Source organism: Pseudomonas alkylphenolica (assembly GCF_000746525.1).
Taxonomy (GTDB): Bacteria; Pseudomonadota; Gammaproteobacteria; order Pseudomonadales; family Pseudomonadaceae; genus Aquipseudomonas; species Aquipseudomonas alkylphenolica.
Window position 1 is genome coordinate 5,497,706 of record NZ_CP009048.1, and the last position, 24,712, is coordinate 5,522,417.

At 60.8% G+C, this 24,712-nt stretch carries 18 protein-coding genes; 2 read left to right on the top strand and 16 right to left on the bottom strand.

Annotated features, from left to right (window positions below):
- Positions 1-4 precede the first annotated feature (4 nt).
- Positions 5-817 (bottom strand): bifunctional DNA-formamidopyrimidine glycosylase/DNA-(apurinic or apyrimidinic site) lyase, encoded by an 813-nt coding sequence (mutM, locus tag PSAKL28_RS25150; protein WP_038615620.1) that lies wholly within the window; start codon positions 815-817, stop codon positions 5-7.
- A gap of 3 nt (positions 818-820) precedes the next feature.
- A complete protein-coding gene (locus tag PSAKL28_RS25155; protein WP_174446971.1) occupies positions 821-1,633 on the bottom strand; it encodes an HDOD domain-containing protein in 813 nt (270 codons plus the stop codon).
- A gap of 207 nt (positions 1,634-1,840) precedes the next feature.
- Between PSAKL28_RS25155 and PSAKL28_RS25160 the strand changes: the two genes are divergently transcribed.
- Positions 1,841-3,037 carry a class I SAM-dependent rRNA methyltransferase gene (locus tag PSAKL28_RS25160; protein ID WP_038615623.1) on the top strand — a complete coding sequence of 399 codons (1,197 nt, stop codon included), beginning with the start codon at positions 1,841-1,843 and terminating at the stop codon, positions 3,035-3,037.
- Between the two features lie 69 nt (positions 3,038-3,106).
- Here PSAKL28_RS25160 and mgtE read toward each other — a convergent pair whose 3' ends face one another.
- Positions 3,107-4,165, bottom strand: coding sequence for a magnesium transporter (mgtE, locus tag PSAKL28_RS25165; RefSeq protein WP_038615625.1), 1,059 nt, complete (start codon positions 4,163-4,165; stop codon positions 3,107-3,109).
- Positions 4,166-4,689: 524 nt separating this feature from the next.
- Here mgtE and ilvD point away from each other — a divergent pair.
- A complete protein-coding gene (gene ilvD, locus PSAKL28_RS25170) occupies positions 4,690-6,531 on the top strand; it encodes a dihydroxy-acid dehydratase (RefSeq protein ID WP_038615627.1) in 1,842 nt (613 codons plus the stop codon).
- Positions 6,532-6,616: 85 nt separating this feature from the next.
- On the opposite strand, the gene PSAKL28_RS25175 is transcribed toward ilvD, so the two are convergent.
- From PSAKL28_RS25175 to PSAKL28_RS25235, 13 genes are all read right to left on the bottom strand, one after another.
- Entirely contained in the window at positions 6,617-9,013 is a 2,397-nt protein-coding gene (locus PSAKL28_RS25175) for a TonB-dependent siderophore receptor (protein ID WP_038615628.1), read from the bottom strand.
- Positions 9,014-9,144: 131 nt separating this feature from the next.
- Positions 9,145-10,092, bottom strand: coding sequence for a FecR family protein (locus PSAKL28_RS25180; RefSeq protein WP_038615629.1), 948 nt, complete (start codon positions 10,090-10,092; stop codon positions 9,145-9,147).
- A gap of 29 nt (positions 10,093-10,121) precedes the next feature.
- Positions 10,122-10,655, bottom strand: coding sequence for an RNA polymerase sigma factor (locus tag PSAKL28_RS25185; protein ID WP_038615630.1), 534 nt, complete (start codon positions 10,653-10,655; stop codon positions 10,122-10,124).
- A gap of 77 nt (positions 10,656-10,732) precedes the next feature.
- A complete protein-coding gene (locus tag PSAKL28_RS25190) occupies positions 10,733-13,789 on the bottom strand; it encodes an efflux RND transporter permease subunit (RefSeq protein WP_038615632.1) in 3,057 nt (1,018 codons plus the stop codon).
- Positions 13,786-14,856 (bottom strand): efflux RND transporter periplasmic adaptor subunit, encoded by a 1,071-nt coding sequence (locus PSAKL28_RS25195; protein ID WP_038615634.1) that lies wholly within the window; start codon positions 14,854-14,856, stop codon positions 13,786-13,788. Before PSAKL28_RS25195 ends, PSAKL28_RS25190 begins: the two co-directional genes overlap by 4 nt.
- Positions 14,853-15,944 (bottom strand): efflux RND transporter periplasmic adaptor subunit, encoded by a 1,092-nt coding sequence (locus tag PSAKL28_RS25200; protein ID WP_038615635.1) that lies wholly within the window; start codon positions 15,942-15,944, stop codon positions 14,853-14,855. Before PSAKL28_RS25200 ends, PSAKL28_RS25195 begins: the two co-directional genes overlap by 4 nt.
- 224 nt (positions 15,945-16,168) lie before the next feature.
- Positions 16,169-17,059 (bottom strand): ABC transporter permease subunit, encoded by an 891-nt coding sequence (locus PSAKL28_RS25205; RefSeq protein WP_038615636.1) that lies wholly within the window; start codon positions 17,057-17,059, stop codon positions 16,169-16,171.
- Complete coding sequence (locus tag PSAKL28_RS25210; RefSeq protein ID WP_038615639.1) at positions 17,056-17,976, bottom strand: ABC transporter permease subunit; 921 nt, start codon at positions 17,974-17,976, stop codon at positions 17,056-17,058. Before PSAKL28_RS25210 ends, PSAKL28_RS25205 begins: the two co-directional genes overlap by 4 nt.
- A complete protein-coding gene (gene potA / locus PSAKL28_RS25215; RefSeq protein ID WP_038615642.1) occupies positions 17,973-19,115 on the bottom strand; it encodes a polyamine ABC transporter ATP-binding protein in 1,143 nt (380 codons plus the stop codon). Before potA ends, PSAKL28_RS25210 begins: the two co-directional genes overlap by 4 nt.
- Before the next feature lie 59 nt (positions 19,116-19,174).
- Positions 19,175-20,269 carry a polyamine ABC transporter substrate-binding protein gene (locus PSAKL28_RS25220; RefSeq protein WP_038615644.1) on the bottom strand — a complete coding sequence of 365 codons (1,095 nt, stop codon included), beginning with the start codon at positions 20,267-20,269 and terminating at the stop codon, positions 19,175-19,177.
- A 163-nt stretch (positions 20,270-20,432) separates the two neighbouring features.
- Positions 20,433-21,530, bottom strand: a complete 1,098-nt coding sequence (locus PSAKL28_RS25225; RefSeq protein WP_038615646.1) for an extracellular solute-binding protein — start codon at positions 21,528-21,530, stop codon at positions 20,433-20,435.
- 169 nt (positions 21,531-21,699) lie between these two features.
- The gene (locus tag PSAKL28_RS25230) at positions 21,700-23,058 is read right to left on the bottom strand and encodes an aspartate aminotransferase family protein (RefSeq protein WP_038615648.1); all 1,359 of its coding nucleotides are present in this window, start codon (positions 23,056-23,058) and stop codon (positions 21,700-21,702) included.
- Between the two features lie 47 nt (positions 23,059-23,105).
- The gene (locus PSAKL28_RS25235) at positions 23,106-24,464 is read right to left on the bottom strand and encodes a glutamine synthetase family protein (RefSeq protein ID WP_038615650.1); all 1,359 of its coding nucleotides are present in this window, start codon (positions 24,462-24,464) and stop codon (positions 23,106-23,108) included.
- Between the last annotated feature and the right edge of the window lie 248 nt (positions 24,465-24,712).

Sequence of the window (24,712 nt, forward strand, 5' to 3'; positions counted from 1 at the left end):
ACCCTCACTTCTGACAGCGCGGGCAGAACACGCTGGCGCGCTGGCCGAGCTTGACCTCGCGCAGGATACTGCCGCAGACCTTGCAGGGCTCTTCCCGGCGTCCGTAGACAAAAAGCTCCTGCTGGAAATAGCCCGGTTGGCCATCACCGCCGACAAAGTCGCGCAAGGTGGTGCCGCCGCGCTCGATCGCGCAGGCGAGGATGCGTTTGATCTCGATCGCCAGCTTCAGGTAACGCGCCCGCGAGATGCTCCCGGCTTCGCGGCGCGGATCGATACCGGCAGCGAACAGGGCCTCGGTCGCATAAATGTTGCCGACCCCGACCACCACCGCGTTATCCATGATGAATGGTTTGACCGCCATGGCCTTGCCACGCGACAGCTGGAACAGGCGCTCGCCGTCGAACAGGTCGGTCAACGGCTCAGGGCCAAGCTTGATCAGCAGCTCATGATTGAGCGGATCGAGGCTCCAGAGCATCGCGCCAAAGCGGCGCGGGTCGGTATAGCGCAAGGCCAGGCCCGACTCCAGTTCGATATCCACATGCTCATGCTTGGCAGCCGGCAAGCCGATCTCGACCAGACGCAGGTTGCCGGACATCCCCAAGTGACTGATCAGCGTCCCGACCTCGGCATTGAGCAGCAGGTATTTGGCACGGCGCTCGATCTTGACGAAACGCTGCCCGGACAGGCGGATATCGAGGTCCTCGGGGATCGGCCAGCGCAGGCGCCGGTCGCGCACGATCACCCGATTGACGCGCTGGCCTTCCAGGTAAGGCGCAATACCGCGCCGGGTGGTCTCGACTTCTGGTAGTTCCGGCATGGATCAGTGACTGCCCAATTCGCGAATGGTCTGCTTGAGGTTCTCAAAGTCGTACTCGGAAAGCCCCACATAGTCGAGCACCAGGTGCCCAACGGCATTCCACTCGTGATCGACACTCTGATTGCCCAGCACCCGGTACGACGAGCAGATGTGCTCGGCCATCTTGAGGATTGCCAGCAGGTTCTTCAGTTGGCTGTTACGCGCCGAATCATCGCTGAACACCGCCAGGGCGTTGTGGTGGTTGGCGATGGCATTGCTCAGGTGCTCGGGCAGGCGCCAGGACTTGGCGGTGTAGTAACCGACCACCGCGTGGTTGGTGTTGAACGCCTGGTTCTCGGTGTCGACCACTCGCTTGTCGGCACCCGCATTGGCGTAGGCGTCTTCAAGCACGCCCATGTACTCGGGGAAGCGTTTGAGCATCAGCGGCACGCCGCAGTCGTGGAACAGGCCCAGGGCATAGGCCTCGTCAACCGCCTGCGAGCCGATGCGCTTGGCCAGGGTCAGGCAGGTCACGGCCACGTCCTGGGCGGTGTCCCAGAAACGGTTGAGGGTGACGATGGTGTCGTCGCTCATCTCGCCCTTGATCGACTGGGCGTTGATCAGGTTGATGATCGAACGACTGCCGAGCAGGCTCACCGCGCGCTGGATCGAAGCAATCTTGTTGGTCAGGCCGTAATACGGCGAGTTGACCAGCTTGAGCAAGGCGCCAGACAGGCCCGGGTCCTGGGCGATCAGTTTGGCGATCACCTCAAGGTCGGGATCAGGCATGTATTGCTCGAATTGAAGATCGACCATGATCTGCGGCTGTGGCGGCACGCTGATGCCTTGCAAGGCGTGCTGGATCTGTTCGGCGGAGAGTTCCTGGGACATAAGTACACACTCGGGGCTGAGCGGCGATTCTAACCCGATCGTACCGGCCCGGGGTGAAGCGAAAGGCCACTGCTCTGTTGCAATTTGTCGCTATTCACATCAGCGCCACAGGCATCAGGTTATACTCCCGCTCTTTTTTCCCGGAGCGACGTCATGTCCCTGCCCAGCCTTCGTCTCAAAGCCAATGCCGACCGCCGCCTGCGCGCCGGCCACCTGTGGGTTTACAGCAACGAAATCGACGTCGCCGCGACCCCGCTGCATGGCTTCAAGGCCGGTGACCAGGCGATTCTGGAAACCGCCGGTGGCAAGGCCCTGGGCGTCGTTGCCATGAGCCCGAACAACCTGATCTGCGCCCGCCTGCTGTCGCGTGATGCCAAGCTTGCGCTGGACAAGTCGCTGCTGGTGCACCGCATCAATGTTGCCCTGTCGCTGCGTGAGCGCCTGTTCGACAAGCCGTTCTACCGTCTGGTGTACGGCGATTCCGACCTGCTGCCGGGTCTGGTAGTCGATCGCTTTGGCGATATTCTGGTCGTTCAGCTGGCTTCGGCCACCATGGAACAGCACAAGGACGACGTCATCGCCGCCCTGGTCCAGGTCCTCAAGCCAAGCGGCATCCTGTTCAAGAACGACTCGGCCGCCCGCGACGCCGAAGGTCTGAACCGCTACGTCGAAACCGTATTCGGCCTGGTGCCGGAGTGGGTTGCCCTGGAAGAGAACGGGGTGAAGTTCGAGGCCCCGGTGATGGAAGGCCAGAAGACCGGCTGGTTCTACGACCACCGCATGAACCGCGCGCGCCTGGCGCCGTACGTACAGGGCAAGCGTGTGCTCGACCTGTTCAGCTACATCGGTGGCTGGGGTGTGCAGGCCGGTGCTTTCGGCGCCAGCGAAGTATTCTGTGTCGACGCCTCGGGCTTTGCCCTCGATGGCGTTGAGCGCAACGCCGCGCTCAACGGCATTGCCGAGAAGCTCACCTGCATTGAAGGCGATGTGTTCGAAGCACTGAAGGAGCTCAAGGCCTCCGAAGAACGTTTCGACGTGATCGTTGCCGACCCGCCCGCCTTCATCAAGCGCAAGAAAGATCTGAAAAACGGCGAAGGCGCCTACCGTCGCCTGAACGAACAGGCCATGCGCCTGCTGACCAAGGACGGCATTCTGGTCAGCGCTTCGTGCTCGATGCACCTGCCCGAGGACGACCTGCAGAACATCCTGCTGACCAGCGCCCGCCATCTGGACCGCAACATCCAGCTGCTCGAACGCGGCGGCCAGGGCCCGGATCATCCGGTGCACCCGGCGATCCCGGAAACCCGTTACATCAAGAGCATTACCTGCCGGTTGCTGCCTAACAGCTAAGGTACATCGCGGGGCAAGCCCGCTCCCACCGTGTCCTCTGTGGGAGCGGGCTTGCCCCGCGATCGGCTCTCAGATATCCAGTACCTGCGAAGCAATTCCGAAGTACACCAGTACCCCGGCAGCATCGGCAATCGACGTCACCAAGGGCCCGCTGGCGGTGGCCGGGTCGAGCTTCATGCGGCTGAGCAGGAACGGCAGGCTCATGCCGATCAAGCTGCCCAGCAGGACAATCACCAGCATGCTGCTGGCGACGATCAGGGCAATATCAGGACCGCCACGCAATACCCCCAACGACGCCACCGCGACAGCCATGGTGCCACCCAGGGCCAGGGCCACCCCACACTCCCGCCCGAGCAAGCTCAACCAGTCACGCATGACCACTTCACCCGTGGCCAGGGCGCGGACCATCAGCGTTGCCGACTGGGCACCGGCATTGCCGCCGCTATCGACCAGCAGCGGCAGGAAGAACACCAGGGCAATATGCGCAGCGATGGTGTCTTCGAAAGCGGCAATACCCGCTCCGGAAAACAGGTTGCCGAACACCAGCAGCACCAGCCAGAGCACGCGTTTGCGATAGAGCAAACCCACGGTGGCAGTCTTCAAGTTGCCCAGGTGGGTACCGATCAGCGCGCCTTTATGAAAGTCCTCGGTGGCCTCCTCGACCACCACATCCATGGCATCGTCACAGGTGACGATGCCCACCAGACGCCCGCCGCTGTCCAGCACCGGCAAGGCCAGCAGATCGTGCTCGCTGATCAGTCTGGCCACTTCTTCCTGGGAGGTGGCAGTGCTGACACTGAGCACCGGGCGCACCATCAGTTGCTCTACCGGCAATTCGGGTGTGGCAAGAATCAGCTCGCGCAGGGACAGCGTGCCGAGCAGGTTGCCCTGCTCGTCGAGCACGTAGGACTGGTAGATGGTTTCGGCATCAGCGGCTTCGCGGCGCAGCATGTCGATGGCCTGGCTCGCGCTCAGGCCGCTGCAGATGCAGGAGTAATGGCTGCTCATCAGCGCCCCTGCGGTACCGGCAGGGTAGCGGCCGGCCTGCAGCAGGTCGTCGCGGCGAGCCTGGGCTTGCTCACGGGGCAGGGCCAGTCCGCCCGGGTTTGCTTCGTGGATTGTGGTCATATCGATCTCCAGGCAGCAGCGCAGCTACCTGGAGGCCGACCGGCAAGGCTGTCGGTCAGCTAACGGGCAGCCCTGACGCCACTGCGTTCAGTGCCAGAATGTAGGTTCGCGATGAACTGAAACTGGGAAGGTCCATTAAGGGTGTCGTCTCATAAGCCGCACATGCGGCGCGGGGATAATAGCCAGTCCGGCAGGCGGGAACAGCCGCTTTTCCGGGCTTTTGCGGCATTTCAGAATGATCCTACAGGCGGACTTACAAGCGGTCTGACAGACCATTCGCAGAGCAACAGCGCCGCCGATCGCCACCAACCATCTACAACGCCATTCCTTCGCGGCGCCAGCGGTGTAGAATCGGGCTATTCATCGCCAGTCATCCCCGGCGGGTTTATGAGCTCTGGCCGAGCGCACGGCGATCCCGCGGCGATCTCGGCTTCATCCGTACCAGCGGCCACCTGCCTTCGGTGCAAAGGACAAGAGAAGCTCACTCCCCTTTTTGTTACCTGATTAGCCGCCAGGAGTGCTTCATGCCTGATTACCGCTCGAAAACGTCCACCCACGGCCGCAATATGGCCGGCGCACGCGCTTTGTGGCGCGCCACCGGGATGAAAGACGAAGACTTCAAAAAACCGATCATCGCCATCGCCAACTCGTTCACCCAGTTTGTCCCGGGGCACGTGCACCTGAAGGACCTGGGTCAACTGGTCGCCCGCGAGATCGAACGCGCCGGTGGCGTGGCCAAGGAATTCAACACCATCGCGGTCGACGATGGCATCGCCATGGGCCACGACGGCATGCTCTATTCGCTGCCGAGCCGCGAGATCATCGCCGACTCGGTGGAGTACATGGTCAACGCCCACTGCGCCGACGCCATCGTGTGCATCTCCAACTGCGACAAGATCACCCCCGGCATGCTCATGGCTGCCCTGCGCCTGAACATTCCGGTGATCTTCGTTTCCGGCGGGCCGATGGAAGCCGGCAAGACCAAGCTGGCCAGCCATGGCCTGGACCTGGTCGATGCCATGGTCATCGCCGCCGACTCGACCGCTTCCGATGAAAAGGTCGCCGAATACGAGCGCAGCGCCTGCCCGACCTGCGGTTCCTGCTCCGGCATGTTCACCGCCAACTCGATGAACTGCCTGACCGAAGCACTGGGCCTGGCCCTGCCGGGCAACGGTTCGACCCTGGCCACCCACAGCGACCGCGAACAGCTGTTCCTGCAGGCCGGACGGACCATCGTCGAGCTGTGCAAGCGTTACTACGGCGACAACGACCAGAGCGTCCTGCCGCGTAACATTGCCAACTTCAAGGCGTTCGAGAACGCCATGATGCTCGACATCGCCATGGGCGGTTCGACCAACACCATCCTCCACCTGCTGGCCGCCGCCCAGGAAGCCGAGATCAATTTCGACCTGCGCGATATCGATCGTCTGTCGCGCAAAGTGCCGCAGCTGTGCAAGGTTGCGCCGAACATCCAGAAGTACCACATGGAAGACGTCCACCGCGCTGGCGGCATCTTCAGCATCCTCGGTTCGCTGGCCCGTGGCGGTCTGCTGCACACCGACCTGCCGACCGTGCACAGCCCGAGCATGGAAGAAGCCATCGCCAAGTGGGACATCACCCAGACCGACGACGCAGCGGTGCACCACTTCTTCAAGGCCGGCCCTGCCGGTATTCCGACCCAGACCGCGTTCAGCCAGTCGACCCGTTGGGACACCCTGGACGACGACCGTGAAAACGGCTGCATCCGCAGTGTCGAGCACGCCTATTCGCAAGAAGGCGGCCTGGCCGTGCTGTACGGCAACATCGCCCTGGACGGTTGCGTGGTGAAGACCGCAGGTGTCGACGAATCCATCCATGTGTTCGAAGGCAACGCGAAAATCTTCGAAAGCCAGGACAGCGCCGTACGCGGCATCCTTGCCGACGAAGTGAAAGAGGGCGATATCGTCATCATTCGCTACGAAGGTCCGAAAGGCGGCCCGGGCATGCAGGAAATGCTCTACCCGACCTCCTACCTGAAGTCCAAAGGCCTGGGCAAAGCCTGCGCCCTGCTCACCGACGGCCGCTTCTCCGGCGGTACCTCGGGCCTGTCCATCGGCCACGCTTCGCCTGAAGCGGCTGCCGGCGGCGCCATCGGCCTGGTGCAGGATGGCGACAAGGTGCTGATCGACATTCCTAACCGCTCGATCAACCTGCTGGTCAGCGATGAAGAGTTGGCGGCACGTCGCGTCGAACAGGACAAGAAAGGCTGGAAGCCGGTGGAAGTGCGTCCACGTAAAGTGACCACCGCACTGAAAGCCTACGCCCTGCTGGCCACTAGTGCCGACAAGGGTGCGGTACGCAACAAGGCGATGCTCGACGGGCTGTAACGCAATAATCGCGGGGCAAGCCCGCTCCCACAGAAACCCCTTGTGGGAGCGGGCTTGCCCCGCGATGGCTACAAAGCCGTCCGGCTCAATACTTGGCGCGCAAGGTCAACGTCAGGTTACGCGGCTCGCCATAGAAGTTCGAACCCCAGGAGCTGTCCACCCGCTCATAGTAAGTGCGGTCAAACAGGTTGTTGGCCGTCAGCTTCGCCGACAGGTGCTCGTTGAACTTGTAGCCGACCTGAGCCGTGGTAATCGCATAGCCGCCCTGAACAAAGTCGACGTCACGCTTGTAGTAGGTGGCACTTACCGCACGCACCCCACCGCCAACGTTGAAGTCCTTCAGTGGCCCATCGGTAAACTCGTAGTTGGTCCACAGGTTGTAGTTGTGTTTCGGCGTGATGGTGGTGCCCTGGTTGGTGTCTGCGCCGCTCAGCGACTTGAGCATGGTGAACGCGTAACCGGTGCTGATGCTCCAGTTGTCGGTCAGGTTACCGCTCAGTTCGGTTTCCCAGCCCTGGCTGCGGATCTTGCCCTGTGGCTCGTAGTACTGATTGTTGGCTACCAGTTCCGCACGGTTTTCGTCGTAGATACGGAACACCGCGACACTGCCGTTCAGACGACCGTCGAAGAACTCACGCTTGAGGCCCAGTTCGTACTGTTTGCCCTTGCGCGGGGCGATGGTCTGGTTATCGGCATCGACCTCGGTCTGCGGTTTGAACACGCTGGTGTAGCTGGCGTAAGCAGACAGTTCGGGCGTCAGCTTGGCCACCAGCGCACCGTAGGGAATGACTTTGCGGTCGATGTTGGTTTCGGTGTTGCTGAAGTTGTTGAAGAAGGCGTTGGCATTGTGCGCCTCACTCTCGAACCAGGTCACCCGGCTGCCGAGGATGACGTCCAGCCAGTCGGTGGCGCTGATTTTGCTGCGGGCATAAAGGCCGTACTGGTGAGATTTCGACCAGTTGCCGTTATCCATTTCGTACTTTCGCTTGGGTATGTTGATGCTGCCCGGATCGAACACATTGGTGTCGAAGTACTCGCCACCACCGTAGGTGAAGTCCTTGTCCAGGTGCTGGTACTCGACCCCTGCGGTAAATTCGTGGGTGCGGCCAAAAGCCTCCACCGGCAGGGTGACAAAGCTGTCCAGGCCCAGAGTTTTGATGTGGGTGTAGTAGGAATAGGCCACGGCCGAACTGGCGCCGGTCGCCGGGTCTACCGCGCCATCGCTCCAGGTGAAGTTGCGGGTCGGGGTTTCAGCATCGCGGTAGGTCAACGAGGTCTTGAACTGACCGCCATTCTCCAGGGCGTGGTCGACTTCAAAGAAGCTTTCCCAGACGTGCTCGTCCAGTCCGTTCCACTTGGCATCGACGAAGGTCGAGCGGCTGACATCCAGCAACTTGCCATTGGCATACGCCGGCAGGCCAAAGGCCGGGGTGGAATGGTTGTTCTGGTAGGCGCCACCCAGGGACAGCGTGGTGTCCGGGGTCACGTCGTACTCCAGGCGCCCGTAAACCATCGGCCGTTCGTTCTGGGCATAGTCGACAAAGGATTTGTTGTCTTCATAGGCGGTGACAAAGCGTCCGCGCAGACTACCGTCGCTGTTCAGCGGACCGGTGATGTCCACGGTCGAGTGATAGTGGTCATAGGAACCGGCAGACAGCTCGCCGCTGAGGGCAAACTGGCCCAAGGCACGCTTGCGTACCAGGTTAATGGTGCCACCCGGTTCACCCGAGCTCTGGTACAGGCCGGAAGGTCCGCGCAACACCTCGACCCGGTCGAACATTGCCAGGTCAAAGCTGGTCATCAGGTCGCCCTGGCCAGTCATCTGCGAAACCCCGTCAACCTGCACCTGGTCGACAAGGAATCCGCGCATGTAGACATCGTTCAGGCTTGAGCCAGCGTTGTAACTCTTGATGGTCGCACCGGTGACCTGGCGCATCGCGTCCTGCAGGCTGTTCATGTTCTGGTCGTCCATTCGCTGGCGCGTGACGACCGACACCGATTGCGGGATGTCCTTGAGTTTCTGCTCGCCTTTGCCAATGGTCAGCGCACCGGTGGTGTAGGACTGACTGCCCTCGGTGGTGGCGCCCAGCACCTTGCCACCGACCATGGTCGCGCCCAGCTGCAGGGCCTGTTCATCCGCCTGGCGCCGTTCGAGCGTGACGCTGTCACTGTCGATGTAGGTTGCGCTCAGGCCGGTGCCGGCCAGCAGCCGGGCCAGCGCCTGATTCTGTGGGTAACTGCCGCTGAGGCCAGGGGAACGCAAACCTTGGGTCACCTCGGCGCCAACCAGCACCTGCACCCGGGTCACCGCACTGAAGGCCGCCAACGCCCCGTCCAGCGATTGCGCCGGAATCTGGAACTGATAGGCCTGGGCCTGCACAGCGGGTGCGGCGAGGACCGGCATGGTCAGCGTGCCGCAGCCCAGGGCAATGGCCAGGCTCAGCAGGGTCGGCAGGCGCCGGGTGGCGGTGGTGTTATCCATCAGTGAAGCTCCCCCAAATCGTCGAAGTCGTTTAATCGCGCCGCACTTTCTGAGAGTGCTTATTATTTGCGCTTACGAGTTCAAGGACGTCAGGCTTCGGGGAAACCCTGAAATTTTTTAAAATTTTTTCGCTAACCTTCGCGCAGCACACGCAGGTAGGGCGTGTACTGCTCAGCACGCAGACCCAAGGTGTGCGTCAACGCTTTGAGTACGGCGTCGGGCTTGTCGATTTCAAACACCCCGGAGACCTTGCGCTGGCGCAGGGTATCGCCGAGCACCAGGGTCTGCCCTGGCCAGTAGCGGTTCAACGCTTCGACCACCTCGGCCAGAGGCTGTTGGCGGAACACCAGCTGACGCTGGCGCCAGGCGAACTCGGCGGCAATATCAAAGCCGTGTTCGCTACCCAGCTGCAAACCGCTGTACTCGACGCCGCGCCCTGGATCGAGCAGCACCGATTGCCCCTCGTCGACACTGACCTGAACCCTGCCCTGGGCAACCCGCACAAGGGTCTGGTTACCCTGCTGTGCGACGCTGAAGCGCGTGCCGACGACCTTCACCCAGCCGTCACCGGAGCGAATCAGAAAGGGCCGCGACGGATCATGGCTGACATCGAACCACGCCTCGCCACGCAGCAGGCGCACCCGCCGCTCCCCGTCACCCAACTCGACCTGCACAGCGGTGTCGGTATTGAGTTGCAGCTGTGAACCATCGGCCAGGGCCAGCGTGCGCGACTCGCCCGTAACCGTCGCGTAGTCAGCACGCCAGCGGTCGGGCCAGGGGCTGGCGATCAGCAGACCGATCATCAACAGAACCGCAGCAGCACTGGCCCAGACCCGCGCCCGCGGCTTGTGCCAACGGGCACGCTGAGCCTGGCGAAGCTGTTGGGCAGGCTCGCGCAAGGCACCGAGCAGGTCGAGCACTTCATTCCAGGCCTGAACCTCGCTCGGCCCCTGCGCCAGCCAGGCCGCAAAGGCTTCCCGCTCAGTCGGGGTGAGGTCCTCGGCCTGCAGGCGGTAGTACCAGCCACTGGCTTCGGCGAACAGGTCGTCGTCAGCATCGGTGACATTCGGCTCGATCATCGGGGCATCCGTAGCTGCAAAGGGCCGGTTCACAAATGCGGCCCCTGCGTGTCACTGAGCAGTCGTGCCTTGATGAAGGCCCGGCAATCGATCAGCGCACGACGCAATTGGTATTCGACACTACGCGGGGAGACCTTTAACCGCTCGCCAATCTCCCGGTAGGAACATTCGTCGACATGGTAAAGCAGGAAGATGTGTCGAGTCGCCTCGGGCAAGGCCTGAATGGCGTCATGCATCAGCGCTTGCTCCTGCATGGCCGCCAGCTGCTCTTCGGCCCCCGGCGAATCGCAGGGCAATTCATCGCTGGGCTCACCCACTTCCCGATGCTCGCGGCGAATCATCTGGCGCTGATGGTCGCGAATCAGGTTGCTGGCGATCGTGAACAGAAAGGCTGGCAGATTATCGATTTTTTTGTCGGCAGGCAGCCGCGCCAGGCGCAAGAACGACTCCTGGGTCAGATCGGCTGCGACCTGAGTATTGCCGGTGCGCCGAGCAACAAAGGCCTCCAGGGCTTTTTTGTGCTCGGCGAACAACCGGGCAATCTGCGAATTCCACGAAGACACGGCACTTCCTGGCAGTGAATCTCAAGGTGAGCGCACGCTAGCAGAAGATGAGACATATTCGCAATTGATATCTATTTTTATACGCGCTCGCTCCCCAGCGGCTCCCTGATCTTGTACCAGGCCACATACAAGGCCGGCAGGAACAACAAGGTCAGCAGGGTTGCGATGATAATCCCGCCGATCATTGCGTAGGCCATTGGCCCCCAGAACACCTCACGGGCGATGGGGATCATGCCCAGGCTGGCCGCTGCCGCCGTCAATAGAATCGGCCGTCGGCGGTGGTTGGTCGCTTCCAGCACCGCTGCCCACGGCGACAATCCCTGCCCCTCGTACTCATCGATCTGGGTCACCAGAATCACCGAGTTGCGGATGATGATACCGATCAGCGCGAGAATCCCGAGGATGGCCACGAAGCCCATCGGTGTACCCGTTGGCACCAGCGCCAGGACCACACCGATCAAGCCCAGCGGCGCCACGCTGGCCACCAGGAACAGTTTCTGCACGCTGTGCAGCTGGATCATCAGAAAGGTGCCCATCAGGAACAGCATCAGCGGCAACACTTTGGCAATCGGCCCCTGGGCCTTGCCACTTGCTTCTACCGTACCGCCGGTTTCGACCGTGTAGCCCACCGGCAGTTTGCTGACGAAATCGTCGATCTGCGGTTTGAGTTCACGCACCAGGTCAGTCGGCTGGATATCACCACGCACCGCAGCCTTGATGGTGATGGTCGGTTTGCGGTCGCGACGCCAGACCAGCGGCTGCTCCAGCTCGTAGCGCACGGTGGCGAAGGCCAGCAGCGGAATCGAGGTGCCGTTGGGGGTGACGATCTGCAGGTTCTGCAAGGTCTGCGGCGAACTGCGCTCACTGTCCACGGCACGGGCGACGACGTTGATCAGGTAGATACTGTCGTTCACCTGGGTGATCTGCGTGCCGCTGACAATGCTGTTCATGACATTGGCCACGTCCTCGGACGACAGGCCAAGCTGGCGCGCCTTGTCCTGGGCGATTTCGACGCGCAGGACTTTGCCCGGTTCGTTCCAGTCGTAAATCATCTGGCCGATGTGGTCGTTGCTGTCGAGCAAGGTCGCCAGGGCAACCGCGTATTTGCGCACCTCATCGATATCCTTGCCCATCACCCGGTACTGGATCGGCAAGCCTACCGGCGGACCCATTTCCAGCGACTGGACGTTGCTGCCGATACCGACAAAGTCTTCGCGCAAACGCTGCTTCAAGCGTTTGATCAACCCTTCGCGCTCCTCGAAACCTTTACTGACGATCACCAGCTGGGCGTAGTACGGGTTCTGCAGTTGCTGGTCCAGTGGCAGGTAGAAACGAATGGCGCCCTGGCCGATATAGGTGCTCCAGCGCTCGATGTCCGGGTCACCCTTGAGCGTTGCCTCAAGCCGGTCCACCGCCTTGCGGGTTTCCTCGATCGAGGAGTTCTGCGGCAGATTGAGGTCAACGAGAATCTCCGGGCGGTCCGAAGAGGGGAAGAATTGGTTCTGCACGAAACGCATGCAGAACAACGCCAGCACGAACAGCAAAATGGTGCCGATGATGGTCAGCCAGCGATGGCGCATGCACCACAGCAGGCTGTGTTCGAAGGCCTTGCCGACCCGGCCGGTTTCCTCGTCATGAGCTTTGACCTTGGCGTTGAGGATATGCACACCGAGCACCGGTGCAAACACCACCGCCACCACCCAGGACACCAGCAACGCCGCAGCGATCACCGCAAACAAGGTATAGGTGTATTCCCCCGCCGAACTGGCGTTCAGACCGATTGGCATGAAGCCGGCCACGGTCACCAGGGTACCGGTGAGCATCGGGAAGGCCGTCGAGGTGTAAGCGAAGGTCGCTGCTTGCTCCTTGGTCTCGCCCATTTCCAGGCGCGTGACCATCACCTCCACGGTAATCATCGCATCGTCCACCAACAGGCCCAGGGCAATGATCAACGCCCCCAGGGAGATCCGCTGCATGGTGATGCCGCTGTACTCCATGAAGATGAACACCATGGCCAGTACCAGCGGAATCGAACAGGCCACCACCAGGCCGGCGCGAATACCGAGGCTGACGAAACTCACCACCAGTACGATGATCACCGCCTCGAACAATGCGCTGGTAAAGCCACCGACGGCTTCTTCCACCACCACAGCCTGGTCGGACACCGTATGCACGCCGACGCCAACCGGTAGTTCAGAGATGACACGGTCCATCATCTTGTGCAGATCAGCACCAAACACCTGGATGTTGCCACCCGCCTTCATGCCGATACCCAAGCCAATGGCAGGCTGTCCGTTGTAGCGAAACTGCGGCGCAGGCGGGTCGACATAGCCGCGCTGGATCTCGGCGATATCGGCCAGGCGGAAGAAGCGGTCATTGATGCGCAGGTTGACCGCCTCCAGGTCTTTCTCCGAAGCGAACTGGCCGGAAGTACGTACCGACACACGCTCAGGTCCGGCTTCGATCACCCCGGCCGGGGTCACCGCGTTCTGCGCTTGCAAGGCCTGCAGCACCTGGCGCTGATCGATACCGAACGAGGCCAGCTTGCGTGTGGAGAAGTTGAGGTACAGCACTTCGTCCTGGGTGCCGATCATCTCCACCTTGCCCAACCCGGGCACTTCGCGGATCTCGGCACGTACCTGCTCGACGTAGTCGCGCAGCTGGCGCATGGTCAGCCCATCGGCGGTAAAAGCATAGATCGAACCGTAGACGTCACCGAACTCGTCGTTGAACCCCGGCCCCTGGATTCCCTGGGGAAACTGGCCACGAATGTCCTGGATCTTCTTGCGTACCTGATACCAGATCTCGGGGATGTCCTTGGCCGGGGTGGTATCCAGCAGGTTGACATAGACCGTCGACTCACCCGGACGGGTGTAGCTCTTCACATAGTCGAGCGAATCGAGCTCCTCGAGTTTTTTCTCGATGCGGTCGGTGACCTGGTTGAGCATCTCGTCCTGGGTTGCTCCCGGCCAGCGCGTCTGGATGACCATGGTCTTGATGGTGAATGAAGGGTCTTCCTCACGCCCCAGGTTCATGTAGGAGAAAACGCCCATCAGCAAGCCGACGAACATCAGGTACCAGACAAAGGATTGGTGCTTCAGAGCCCACTCCGACAGGTTGAAGCTTCCTTTCATCGTGGGTCTTCCTCATCGACTTTGACTTTCTGGCCTGGTTTCAGGCTGTTCACACCGGCTGTTACCACGCGTTCCCCGGCCTGTACGCCGGCGCTCAGCACCACGCTATAGGGCGTGCGCTCAAGCACTTTCACCTCGCGGGTGGCAACGGTGTTCTGTTGCGGATCGACCACCCAAACCTGGGGCTGGCCCTCACTTTCCAGCAACGCCGTAGCGGGTAATTCGCTGCGCGGCGACACCGCCGAGGTCAGGGTGACGCTGATCGCTGTTCCCAGATAGAACGCCTCGGGGGTACTGGCCAGGGTCAGGCGCGCACGGCGGGTTCGCGTGGCGGCATCGGCCTGCGGCTCAAGCACGCGCAAGGTCGCGGAGGTGTTGATGGTTGCATCGAGTTGCGAAGCCACGACGAACTTCAGGTCTGTGGACAACTGTTCAGCCAGGTAGGTCGGCAAGTCGATCACCGCTTCCTTGATATCCGGACGGGCCAGGGTGACCACCGGCTGGCCGGCACTGACGGTCTGCCCCGCTTCCGCCTGCCAGTTGGTGACCACGGCAGCGTGATCGGTCTTGAGTTCGCTGTAGCCAAGCTGATCACGCGCCTGGACGACAGCGGCCCGTGCCTGCTCCAGGGAAGCGCCGGTGGTTTTCAGATTGGTCTGGGCGATGTCCAGTTGCGCCTGGGCGCCCACGCCGCTATCGAACAACTGTTGCTGGCGACGTGCTTCGGCCTGGGCATTGATCCACTGCGCCTGGACCTTGGCCAGGTCGCCCTCGGCAGCACGCAATTGGTTGCGCTGATCGGCCGGATCAAGGCTGGCCAGTGTATCGCCCGGTTTCACCTCGCGACCGACATCGACCCAGCGCCGCGCAATACGACCAGCCACGCGAAAGCCCAGGGTGCTCTCGTAACGCGCCTGGATAGTGCCGGCGAACCTCCCGAGACTGGCTTGCACCTGCGGCTGAACAATCACCGACAGCACCGGACGGATCGGCTCGGACTCCGCGGAATCCTTTTCGCAACCGGCAAGAAAGAGAATGCTGCACAGGCTCAGTGCGATTGCTTTCATTCTGCCACCCCACTGTCCTTGAGCGGCGCGATCTCCACCTGCATGCCCGGGTTGAGCAACTGCCCACCTGTCACCACCACGGTCTCTCCACCCTTGAGACCTTCGCTTATCACCACCTTGCCGGTGAGATAGCGAGCGACTTTGACCTGCTGCAGTCTGACCTTGTTGTCCTCACCCACCAGCCACACGGCCGGATCGTGCAGGGCCTTGGTCAACGCCGACCAGGGCAGTTCGATACTAGGCTTGCCCTGGGCATGGCCAGTGGCGGTGACTGCCGAACCCAGCTCCATACCAGGCGGCACATCGCGCAACGCAACCTTGACCTGCACCGTGCCACTCTGCGTCGAAACAGTTGGGGTGATCTCACGTACATGGCCCGGGGCCTGGACTTTCGGGTCGTCCACCAGACTGACCATGATCGTATCGCTGCTCGGCGACGCGACCAGCAAGGATTCATAGACATTGAACACCGCATCACGGTCGCCATCGTGGGCCAGGGTGAATATCGGTGCCGTGGCCTGCACCACCTGGCCGACTTCAGCCTGGCGATTGGTGATGATCCCGGCCGCATCGGCCACCAGTGCGGTGTAGCTCAGCTGATCACGGGCATTGGCCAGTTGCGCCTGGGCGGCCTTTAACGCGCTCTGGCTACTGCGCAGGGCCGCCTGGGCGGAGTCGTACTCACTCTGGCTGGTATAACTCTTGGGCAACAGTTTTTGCTGACGGACAAATGCGGCGGCACTCTGGGTCACCCGCGCCTGTTCGGCGAACACTTCGGCCTTGGCCGAATCGACAGTGGCCTGCAGGTCTTTGGGGTCGAGCCGGGCCAGGACCTGATTGGCCTTCACATGGTCGCCGACATCGACACTGCGGGAGATGATCTTGCCGCCCACGCGAAACGACTGATCCGCCTGCACCCGCGCCTGGACATCACCGGTGAGGGTCACGGAAGCAGCAAAATCGCTGGGTTGAACACGTTGTACGCCCACTCTGGGCAACTCGATTTCGGAAGTGCTCTTCTCGCCACAGCCCGTTAACACGAGCGCCGAGCCCAGGCTGACGACCAATACAGTACGCAACACCGTCATGCAGGCTCCTTGCATGTGTCAGATCGATACAGAGATGCGAGTGTTAGCGTAGATCAGGGAATGGGCGGGCGCTGTAACTAATGCAATTCCTTTGAGTTCGATCAGTTGGCCGGCTGGAGCGAGCTTGCCTCGCGATAGGGGATGCAATCGCGGGGCAAGCCCGCTCCCACAGAGGTTTGGTGCTGCCTCTGTGGGAGCGGGCTTGCCCCGCGATGTTTTTCAGGTCAGGCCGAAACAGGCGCCGCGGTGCGACCCACGTCCGGCTGCTTCCAGGAGTCGGCAGCGCTTTCTTCGATGGCCTGCTGGATCGCCCGACGACGACGCTCTTCGCCGCGACGGCTGACGTACCAGACCATGAAGGTCACCAACGATACCGACAGCAGGATCAGGCTGGCGACGGCGTTGATTTCCGGTTTCACGCCCAGACGTACTGCCGAGAAGACTTCCATCGGCAAGGTGGTCGAACCCGGACCCGACACGAAGCTGGCCAGTACCAGGTCGTCCAGCGACAGCGCGAAGGACATCATGCCACCTGCCGCCAGCGAGGGCGCGATCATCGGGATGGTGATCAGGAAGAACACCTTCCACGGCTTGGCACCCAGGTCCATCGCCGCTTCCTCGATCGACAGGTCCAGCTCGCGCAGACGTGCCGACACCACCACCGCCACATAGGCGGCACAGAAGGTGGTATGCGCGATCCAGATGGTCACGATACCGCGTTCCTGCGGCCAGCCGATCATCTGTGCCATGGCCACGAACAGCAGCAACAGCGACAGACCGGTAATCACCTCAGGCATTACCAGCGGCGCGGTGACCAGGCCACCGAACAGGGTACGACCCTTGAAGCGCGTCACCCGGGTCAGCACGAAGGCCGCCAGGGTACCCAACGCCACCGCGGCGATCGCGGTGTAGCAGGCGATCTCCAGCGAGCGCATCACCGAGCCCATCAACTGGCTGTTGTCGAGCAAGCCGACGTACCACTTGACCGACCAGCCGCCCCAAACCGTCACCAGCTTGGAAGCGTTGAACGAGTAGATCACCAGGATCAGCATGGGCAGGTAGATGAACAGCAAGCCCACAATCAACATCAGCTTGGAGAAACTGAAACGCTTCATGCCCTGCCCTCCATCTCTTTGGCCTGACTACGGTTGAAGAGCAGAATCGGCACGATCAGGATCGCCAGCATCACCACCGCCAGGGCAGAAGCCACCGGCCAGTCACGGTTGTTGAAGAACTCTTGCCAGAGCACTTTACCGATCATCAAGGTTTCCGGACCGCCAAGCAGTTCCGGGATAACGAACTCACCGACCACCGGAATGAACACCAGCATGCAGCCGGCGATGATGCCGTTCTTCGACAACGGCACGGTGATCTTCCAGAAGCTGTTGAAGGTGCTCGACCCCAGGTCCGACGCGGCCTCAAGCAGGCTCTGGTCGTGTTTGACCAGGTTGGCGTAGAGCGGCAGGATCATGAACGGCAGGTACGAATAGACCACACCGATGTAGACCGCCATGTTGGTGTTGAGGATCTGCAGCGGTTGATCGATCAGGCCCAGCCACATCAGGAAACTGTTGAGCAGGCCATTGTTGCTGAGAATGCCCATCCAGGCATAAACGCGGATCAGGATCGCCGTCCAGGTCGGCATCATGATCAGCAGCAACAGGACCGTCTGGGTCTCCTTGCGTGCGTTGGCGATGGCATAGGCCATCGGATAGCCGATCAGCAGGCACAGCAGTGTGCTGAAGAAGGCCATCTTCAACGAGCCCAGGTACGCCGAGATGTACAGCTCATCCTCGGTCAACAGGCCGTAGTTGGCCATGTTCAGCACCAGCTGCACTTTGTCTTCGACGTAGCTGTAGATTTCGGTGTACGGCGGGATCGCCACGTCCGCTTCAGCGAAGCTGATCTTCAGGACGATGAAGAACGGCAGCATGAAGAACAGGAACAGCCAGATGAACGGCACGCCGATCACCAGATGGCGCCCTTCAGGCTTTATTCGGTTGAAGGCTCGCTTGAGCTTGCGCATGTTCATGACCGCAGTACCACGCCGCTGTCGTCTTCCCACCAGACGTAAACCTGGTCGTCCCAGGTCGGTCGGGTGCCCTGGCGTTCAGCGTTGGCAACGAACGACTGGACGATCTTGCCGCCAGGCAGCTCGACGTAGAACACCGAGTGGCCACCGAGGTAGGCGATGTCGTGGACCTTGCCGCGCGACCAGTTGTGTTCACAGGTCGGCTGCTGGGTGGTGACCAGCAGTTTTTCCGGACGCAATGCATAGGTGATGCGCTTGTCTTCCACCGAGGTGGTAACACCGTGGCCGACGTAGATCTTGCGCTCGAGTTCCGAGCTGGCAATGACCGCGTGGCCTTCGGCATCTTCGACCACTTCACCCTCGAACAGGTTGACGTTGCCGATGAACTCGCAGACCAGGCGGCTGGTCGGGGTCTCGTAGATGTCGATCGGGCTGCCGATCTGGGCGATCCAGCCCAGGTGCATGATGGCGATGCGCTGGGCCATGGTCATGGCCTCTTCCTGGTCGTGGGTCACCATGACGCAGGTAACACCGACCCGCTCGATGATCTCAACCAGCTCAAGCTGCATCTGCGAACGCAGTTTCTTGTCCAGCGCGCCCATCGGCTCATCGAGCAGCAACAGCTTCGGGCGTTTGGCCAGGGAGCGGGCCAGCGCCACACGCTGACGCTGACCACCGGAAAGCTGGTGCGGCTTGCGCTTGGCGTACTGGGTCATGTGCACCAGCTTGAGCATCTCGCCGACACGTGCGTCGATCTCGGCCTTGGGCATGCGGTCTTGCTGCAGGCCGAAGGCGATGTTCTGCGCCACGGTCATGTGCGGGAACAGCGCATAGGACTGGAACATCATGTTGATCGGCCGCTCGTAGGGCGGCATGTCGGTGATGTCTACGCCATCGAGGAAGATGCGCCCCTCGGTCGGCCGCTCGAAACCGGCCAGCATGCGCAGCAAGGTGGACTTGCCCGAACCGGAGCCACCGAGCAGGGCGAAGATCTCACCCTTCTTGATTTCCAGGGACACATCGTCCACGGCGATGGTTTCGTCGAACTTTTTCGTGACCCGGTCGATTTTGACCAGCACCTGTTTAGGTTGCTGGTCGCCCTCGAGGGCTTTCTTATAGGCACCGGAGGCAACAGCCATTTGTGAAACTCCCAACAAGATTTTTTGCGTCCGCCCCTGCCGTGACGGACTCTGGATTTTTACTTGCCCGACTTGATCTTGGTCCAGCTACGGGTCATCAAACGTTGCACCTTGGGAGGTAGCTCCGAGTTGACGTACAACTTGTCCAGCACTTCTTGCGGTGGATAAACCGCTGCGTCGGTTCGCACGCTCTGATCCATCAGATCGCCAGCCTTGGGGTTCGGGTTGGCATAACCGACGTAATCGCTGACCTGGGCAATGACCTCAGGCTGCAGCAAATAGTTGATGAAAGCATGGGCCTCTTTGACATTGGTCGAATCCTTGGGGATTGCCAGCATGTCGAACCAGAGGTTGCCGCCTTCCTTTGGAATCACATAAGCCACGTCCACACCCTTGCCGGCTTCTTCGGCACGGGTCTTGGCCTGGAACACATCACCGGAGAATCCTGCGGCTACGCAGATATCACCATTGGCCAGATCCGAGATGTACTTGGACGAGTGGAAATAAGTCACATAAGGACGCACCGCCAGCAGCTTCTTCTCGGCGTCGGCGTAGTCCTTGGGGTTGGTGCTGTTGGGGTCGCGCCGCATGTAGTTCAGCACTGCCGGGAGCATCTCGTCGGCCGAGTCGAGGAAGGCGACGCCGCACTTGGAGAGCTTCTTGATGTTTTCCGGCTCGAACAGCATGGCCCAGGAATCGATCTTGTCGGTGCCCAGCGCCGCCTTGACCTTCTCGACGTTGTAGCCGATGCCATTGGTGCCCCACAGGTAGGGGACGGCGTACTGGTTACCCGGATCGTTCTTCTCCAGGCGCTTCATCAGCGCCGGGTCGAGGTTCGAATAGTTCGGCAGCAGCGACTTGTCGAGCTTCTGGAAGGCGCCCGCCTTGATCTGCTTGCCGAGGAAATGGTTGGACGGCACCACTACGTCATAACCGGTACGACCGGCCAGCAGTTTGCCTTCCAGGGTTTCATTGGAGTCAAAGACATCCTGCACCGGTTTGATCCCGGTGGCTTTTTCAAAATCCGCGAGTGTCGTCTGGCCGATGTAGTCCGACCAGTTGTAAATGTGCACCGTGGGCGCCGCTTGGACGCTGATCGCCAGCGTCAGACCCGCTCCAGCCAACATGGCCTTGCGAAATACAGAAATAGACAAGTGGGAGGTCCTCTACAAAAGTGCCCGAGTCATACGGCAGAAATCCCTGCCGGACAAGCAAACCGGCGCGCAACTTACCTTCGATACACGCATGTCGCAAAAACAATTTGCCACTTTTTGCGATCCTGGGCGTGATTTGCACCACGCCCAGGGTCAATCAGGCTTATTTGCCCGATTTGATCTTGGTCCAGCTACGAGTGATCTCGCGTTGAGCTTTCGCACCTGGGTCAGCAATTGCGTACAGCTGCTTCTTCACGTCAGCCGGTGGATAGATGCTCGGATCGCCCGAGATGTCCTTGTCCACCAGCGGGGTGGCCGCCTTGTTGCCGTTCGGGAAACGTACGGCGTTGGTGATACCGGCCATGACTTCCGGCTGCATCAGGAAGTCCATGAACTTGTAGGCGGCGTCGACATTGACGGCATCTTTAGGGATGGCAACCATGTCGTAGAAGGTACCGGCGCCTTCTTTCGGAATCACGTAGTCCAGCTTGACCTTGTCACCGGCCTCGTGAGCACGGGCCTTGGACTGCTCCAGGTCACCCGAATAACCCACGGCGACGCAAATGTTGCCGTTGGCCAGGTCCGAGATGTACTTGGAGGAGTGGAAGTAGCCGATCGACGGACGGATCTTCAGGAACAGGTCTTCGGCTGCCTTCAGGTCAGCTTTGTCCGTGCTGTTGGTCGGCTTGCCCAGGTAATGCAGGGCCGCCGGGATCATCTCGGTCGGAGCATCGAGGAAGCTTACGCCGCAGCTCTTGAGCTTTTCGATGTTCTCGGGCTTGAACACCACGTCCCAGGAATCGATCTTGTCGACGCCCAGCGCAGCCTTGACCTTCTCTGGGTTGTAACCGATACCGATGGAGCCCCACATGTAGGGGAACGCATATTTGTTACCCGGGTCGCTGGCATCGCCAACAGCCTTGAGCAGGTCTTCGTCGAGGTTCTTCCAGTTCGCAAGCTTGGAACGATCCAGCTCCTGATAGACACCCGCCTTGATCTGTTTGGCCAGGAAGTTGTTCGACGGTACGACGATGTCGTAACCGGACTTGCCCGCCAGCAACTTGGCTTCGAGGGTTTCGTTACTGTCGAAGACGTCGTAGACGACCTTGATGCCGGTCTGCTTCTCGAAGTTGGCGACGGTGTCCGGTGCGATGTAATCGGACCAGTTGTAGACGTGCAGCACTTTGTCATCCGCCTGAACAGCACTGGCCATGGCGCCCATCAGGGACATAGCCAACAACGTCTTGCCCAATTTCTTCATGCGTAATGCTCCAGAATTTTTTATTTAGCCATCTGTTCAGTGGCCGGCTCTTTACGGCGCAAGCTTCGGGCGACTGAAACAGTCGCTAGTCTGGCAAGTTCCAAGGCGCACTTTCAAGGAAAGCGCGCCTTGAAAAACGATGATGCCATTACGCTAGCCTAGCACTTGGCTATTTCAGCGCCTCAAGTGTCAAGTCCAGGCATTTGCGCGCCTTTTCCACCAGCTCGTCGATCTCTTCACGGCTGATCACCAGCGGTGGGGCAATGATCATGGTGTCGCCCACGGCACGCATGATCAGGCCATTGTCGAAGCAGTGCTGGCGGCAGATCATGCCTGCGCCCTGACCTTCGTAACGGGCGCGGGTCGCCTTGTCCTTGACCAGCTCGATGGCACCGAGCATGCCCAGGCCACGCACTTCACCCACCAACGGGTGATCGTTGAGCTCACGCAGACGTTTCTGCAAATACGGTGCCGTTTCCTCTTTAACCCGCTCGATAATTTTCTCGTCGCGCAGGATTCGCAGGTTTTCCAGGCCCACAGCGGCGGCCACCGGGTGACCGGAGTAGGTGAAGCCGTGGTTGAAGTCACCGCCTTCGCTGACCACCTTGGCCACTTCGTCACGCACGATCACACCGCCCATGGGGATGTAACCGGAGGTCAGGCCTTTGGCGATGGTCATCAGGTCGGGCTTGAGGCCGTAGTAATCGGAGCCGAACCACTCACCGGTACGCCCGAAACCGCAGATCACCTCGTCGGCGATGAACAGAATCTCGTACTTGGCGAGGATCTCCTTGATCTTCGGCCAGTAGGTGTCTGGCGGAATGATCACGCCGCCAGCGCCCTGGATCGGCTCGGCGATAAAGGCGGCGACATTGTCTTCGCCGACTTCGAGGATTTTCTTTTCCAGCTGTTCAGCAGCCCAGATGCCGAACTCGTCCGGGGTCATGTCACCGCCTTCGCCGAACCAATACGGCTGCGGAATGTGCACGATGCCCGGCAGCGTGCCGCTCTGCGCATGCATGCCGCTCATGCCACCCAGCGCGGCGCCAGCCACGGTGGAGCCGTGATAGCCGTTGATGCGGCCGATGATCACCTGCTTCTGCGGCTTGCCCTTGACCGCCCAGTAGTGGCGGACCATACGCAGGTTGGTGTCGTTGCCTTCGGAGCCGGAACCGGTGAAGAACACATGGGTCATGCCTTCTGGCGCGACGTCAGTCACCGCCTTGGCCAGTTCCAGTGCCGGTGGGTGCGCAGTCTGGAAGAACAGGTTGTAGTACGGCAGTTCACGCATCTGCGCGGCAGCCTTTTCCACCAGCTCTTCACGACCGTAGCCGACCGCCACACACCACAGACCAGCCATACCGTCGAGGATCTTGTTGCCCTCGCTGTCCCACAAGTGCACGCCTTCAGCTTTGGTGATGATCCGCGGGCCCTTCTCTTTCAGCTGTTTATAGTCACTGAAAGGCGCCAGGTGATGCTCACTGCTAAGGGTTTGCCACTCACGGGTTTGCGGGTTGTTGACGCTCATGTGCTTCTCCGTTTTCTGACGGCCGCGGTCCTGCGGCTCCGGGTTGATCAGACCGCAAACAGCAGGAACTCACGTTCCCAGGAGCTGATTACGCGTTTGAAGTTTTCATGTTCGGCGCGCTTGGTGGCGACGTAACCGGCAATGAATTTCTTGCCCAGGTACGGTTCCAGCGCCTGGCAGTTCTCCATGCGCTCCAGAGCGTCCTCGATGGTCAGCGGCAGGCGCAGGTTGCGCCGCTCGTAACCACGGCCCTGTACCGGCGCGCTTGGCTTGAGGCCTTCGACCATGCCGATATAGCCACACAGCAGACTGGCGGCGATCGCCAGGTACGGGTTGGCGTCGGCGCCTGGCAGACGGTTCTCGACCCGGCGGTTCTGCGGTCCGGCATCCGGTACACGCAGACCGACGGTACGGTTCTCTTCGCCCCATTCGACGTTCACCGGCGCCGAGGTATCGGGCAGGAAGCGGCGGAACGAGTTGACGTTAGGAGCAAACAGCGGCAGCACCACCGGGATGAACTTCTGCAGACCGCCGACATGGTTGAGGAACAGCTCGCTCATTTGTCCATCGGCATCAGAGAAGATGTTCTTGCCGGTATGCACGTCGATGATGCTCTGGTGCAGGTGCATGGCGCTGCCCGGCTCACCGGTCATCGGCTTGGCCATGAAGGTGGCGGCGACGTTGTGCTTGAGCGCCGCTTCACGCATGGTCCGCTTGAACACCAGGATCTGGTCGGCCAGGGCCAGGGCGTTACCGTGACGGAAGTTGATTTCCATCTGCGCGGTGCCGTCTTCGTGGATCAGCGTGTCCAGGTCCAGGTTCTGCAGCTCGCACCAGTCGTAGACGTCCTCGAACAGCGGATCGAATTCGTTGGCAGCTTCAATGGAGAACGACTGACGGCCGGTTTCCGGACGGCCGGAGCGGCCAATCGGCGGCTGCAGCGGGAAGTCCGGGTCTTCGCAGCGTTTGGTCAGGTAGAACTCCATCTCTGGCGCCACGATCGGCTGCCAGCCCTTGTCGGCATAGAGTTTCAGTACCTTCTTGAGCACGTTACGCGGCGACAGCTCAACCGGGTTGCCCTGCTTGTCATAAGTATCGTGGATCACCTGAGCCGTCGGCTCGATGGCCCAAGGCACGAGAAACACCGCGTTCTCGTCGGGCCGGCAGATCATGTCGATGTCGGCCGGGTCCAGCAGTTCGTAATAGATGTCGTCATCGACGTAGTCGCCGGTAACGGTCTGCAGCAGGACACTCTCGGGCAGGCGCATGCCTTTTTCGGCAATGAACTTGTTGGTTGGAGAAATCTTGCCACGGGTGATACCGGTGAGGTCGCTGATCAAGCACTCGACTTCGGTGATCTTGTGTTCTTTCAACCAATCGGTGAGCTGGTCGAGGTTGCTACTCATAAATACCTCAGGAGGTAAATGTCTGGACAGTCGTCAGGACACCCGGAGTGGGCCGTCCCAGACATTCTGGATGCCGCGCCCGGGTAAAGCAAAAGCCGCGCAGGGGCACACCGCGACGAGGGCCGCTATAGTGAAGGCAGAGGATATTCGAAGAGGCATCGACAACAGGCAGGCCGCCCGTGCCGTCAATTATTTCAGCCGGGGTACTGCGTGCTGACGCGTAGCAATAGCCGCTCGCGTAAAATGCG

Coding starts and splice junctions, on each gene's coding strand:
- mutM (WP_038615620.1), bottom strand. CDS start 817: ATGCCGGAACTACCAGAAGTCGAGACCACCCGGCGCGGTATTGCGCCT.
- PSAKL28_RS25160 (WP_038615623.1), top strand. CDS start 1,841: ATGTCCCTGCCCAGCCTTCGTCTCAAAGCCAATGCCGACCGCCGCCTG.
- mgtE (WP_038615625.1), bottom strand. CDS start 4,165: ATGACCACAATCCACGAAGCAAACCCGGGCGGACTGGCCCTGCCCCGT.
- ilvD (WP_038615627.1), top strand. CDS start 4,690: ATGCCTGATTACCGCTCGAAAACGTCCACCCACGGCCGCAATATGGCC.
- PSAKL28_RS25175 (WP_038615628.1), bottom strand. CDS start 9,013: ATGGATAACACCACCGCCACCCGGCGCCTGCCGACCCTGCTGAGCCTG.
- PSAKL28_RS25180 (WP_038615629.1), bottom strand. CDS start 10,092: ATGATCGAGCCGAATGTCACCGATGCTGACGACGACCTGTTCGCCGAA.
- PSAKL28_RS25190 (WP_038615632.1), bottom strand. CDS start 13,789: ATGAAAGGAAGCTTCAACCTGTCGGAGTGGGCTCTGAAGCACCAATCC.
- PSAKL28_RS25195 (WP_038615634.1), bottom strand. CDS start 14,856: ATGAAAGCAATCGCACTGAGCCTGTGCAGCATTCTCTTTCTTGCCGGT.
- PSAKL28_RS25200 (WP_038615635.1), bottom strand. CDS start 15,944: ATGACGGTGTTGCGTACTGTATTGGTCGTCAGCCTGGGCTCGGCGCTC.
- PSAKL28_RS25205 (WP_038615636.1), bottom strand. CDS start 17,059: ATGAAGCGTTTCAGTTTCTCCAAGCTGATGTTGATTGTGGGCTTGCTG.
- PSAKL28_RS25210 (WP_038615639.1), bottom strand. CDS start 17,976: ATGAACATGCGCAAGCTCAAGCGAGCCTTCAACCGAATAAAGCCTGAA.
- potA (WP_038615642.1), bottom strand. CDS start 19,115: ATGGCTGTTGCCTCCGGTGCCTATAAGAAAGCCCTCGAGGGCGACCAG.
- PSAKL28_RS25225 (WP_038615646.1), bottom strand. CDS start 21,530: ATGAAGAAATTGGGCAAGACGTTGTTGGCTATGTCCCTGATGGGCGCC.
- PSAKL28_RS25230 (WP_038615648.1), bottom strand. CDS start 23,058: ATGAGCGTCAACAACCCGCAAACCCGTGAGTGGCAAACCCTTAGCAGT.
- PSAKL28_RS25235 (WP_038615650.1), bottom strand. CDS start 24,464: ATGAGTAGCAACCTCGACCAGCTCACCGATTGGTTGAAAGAACACAAG.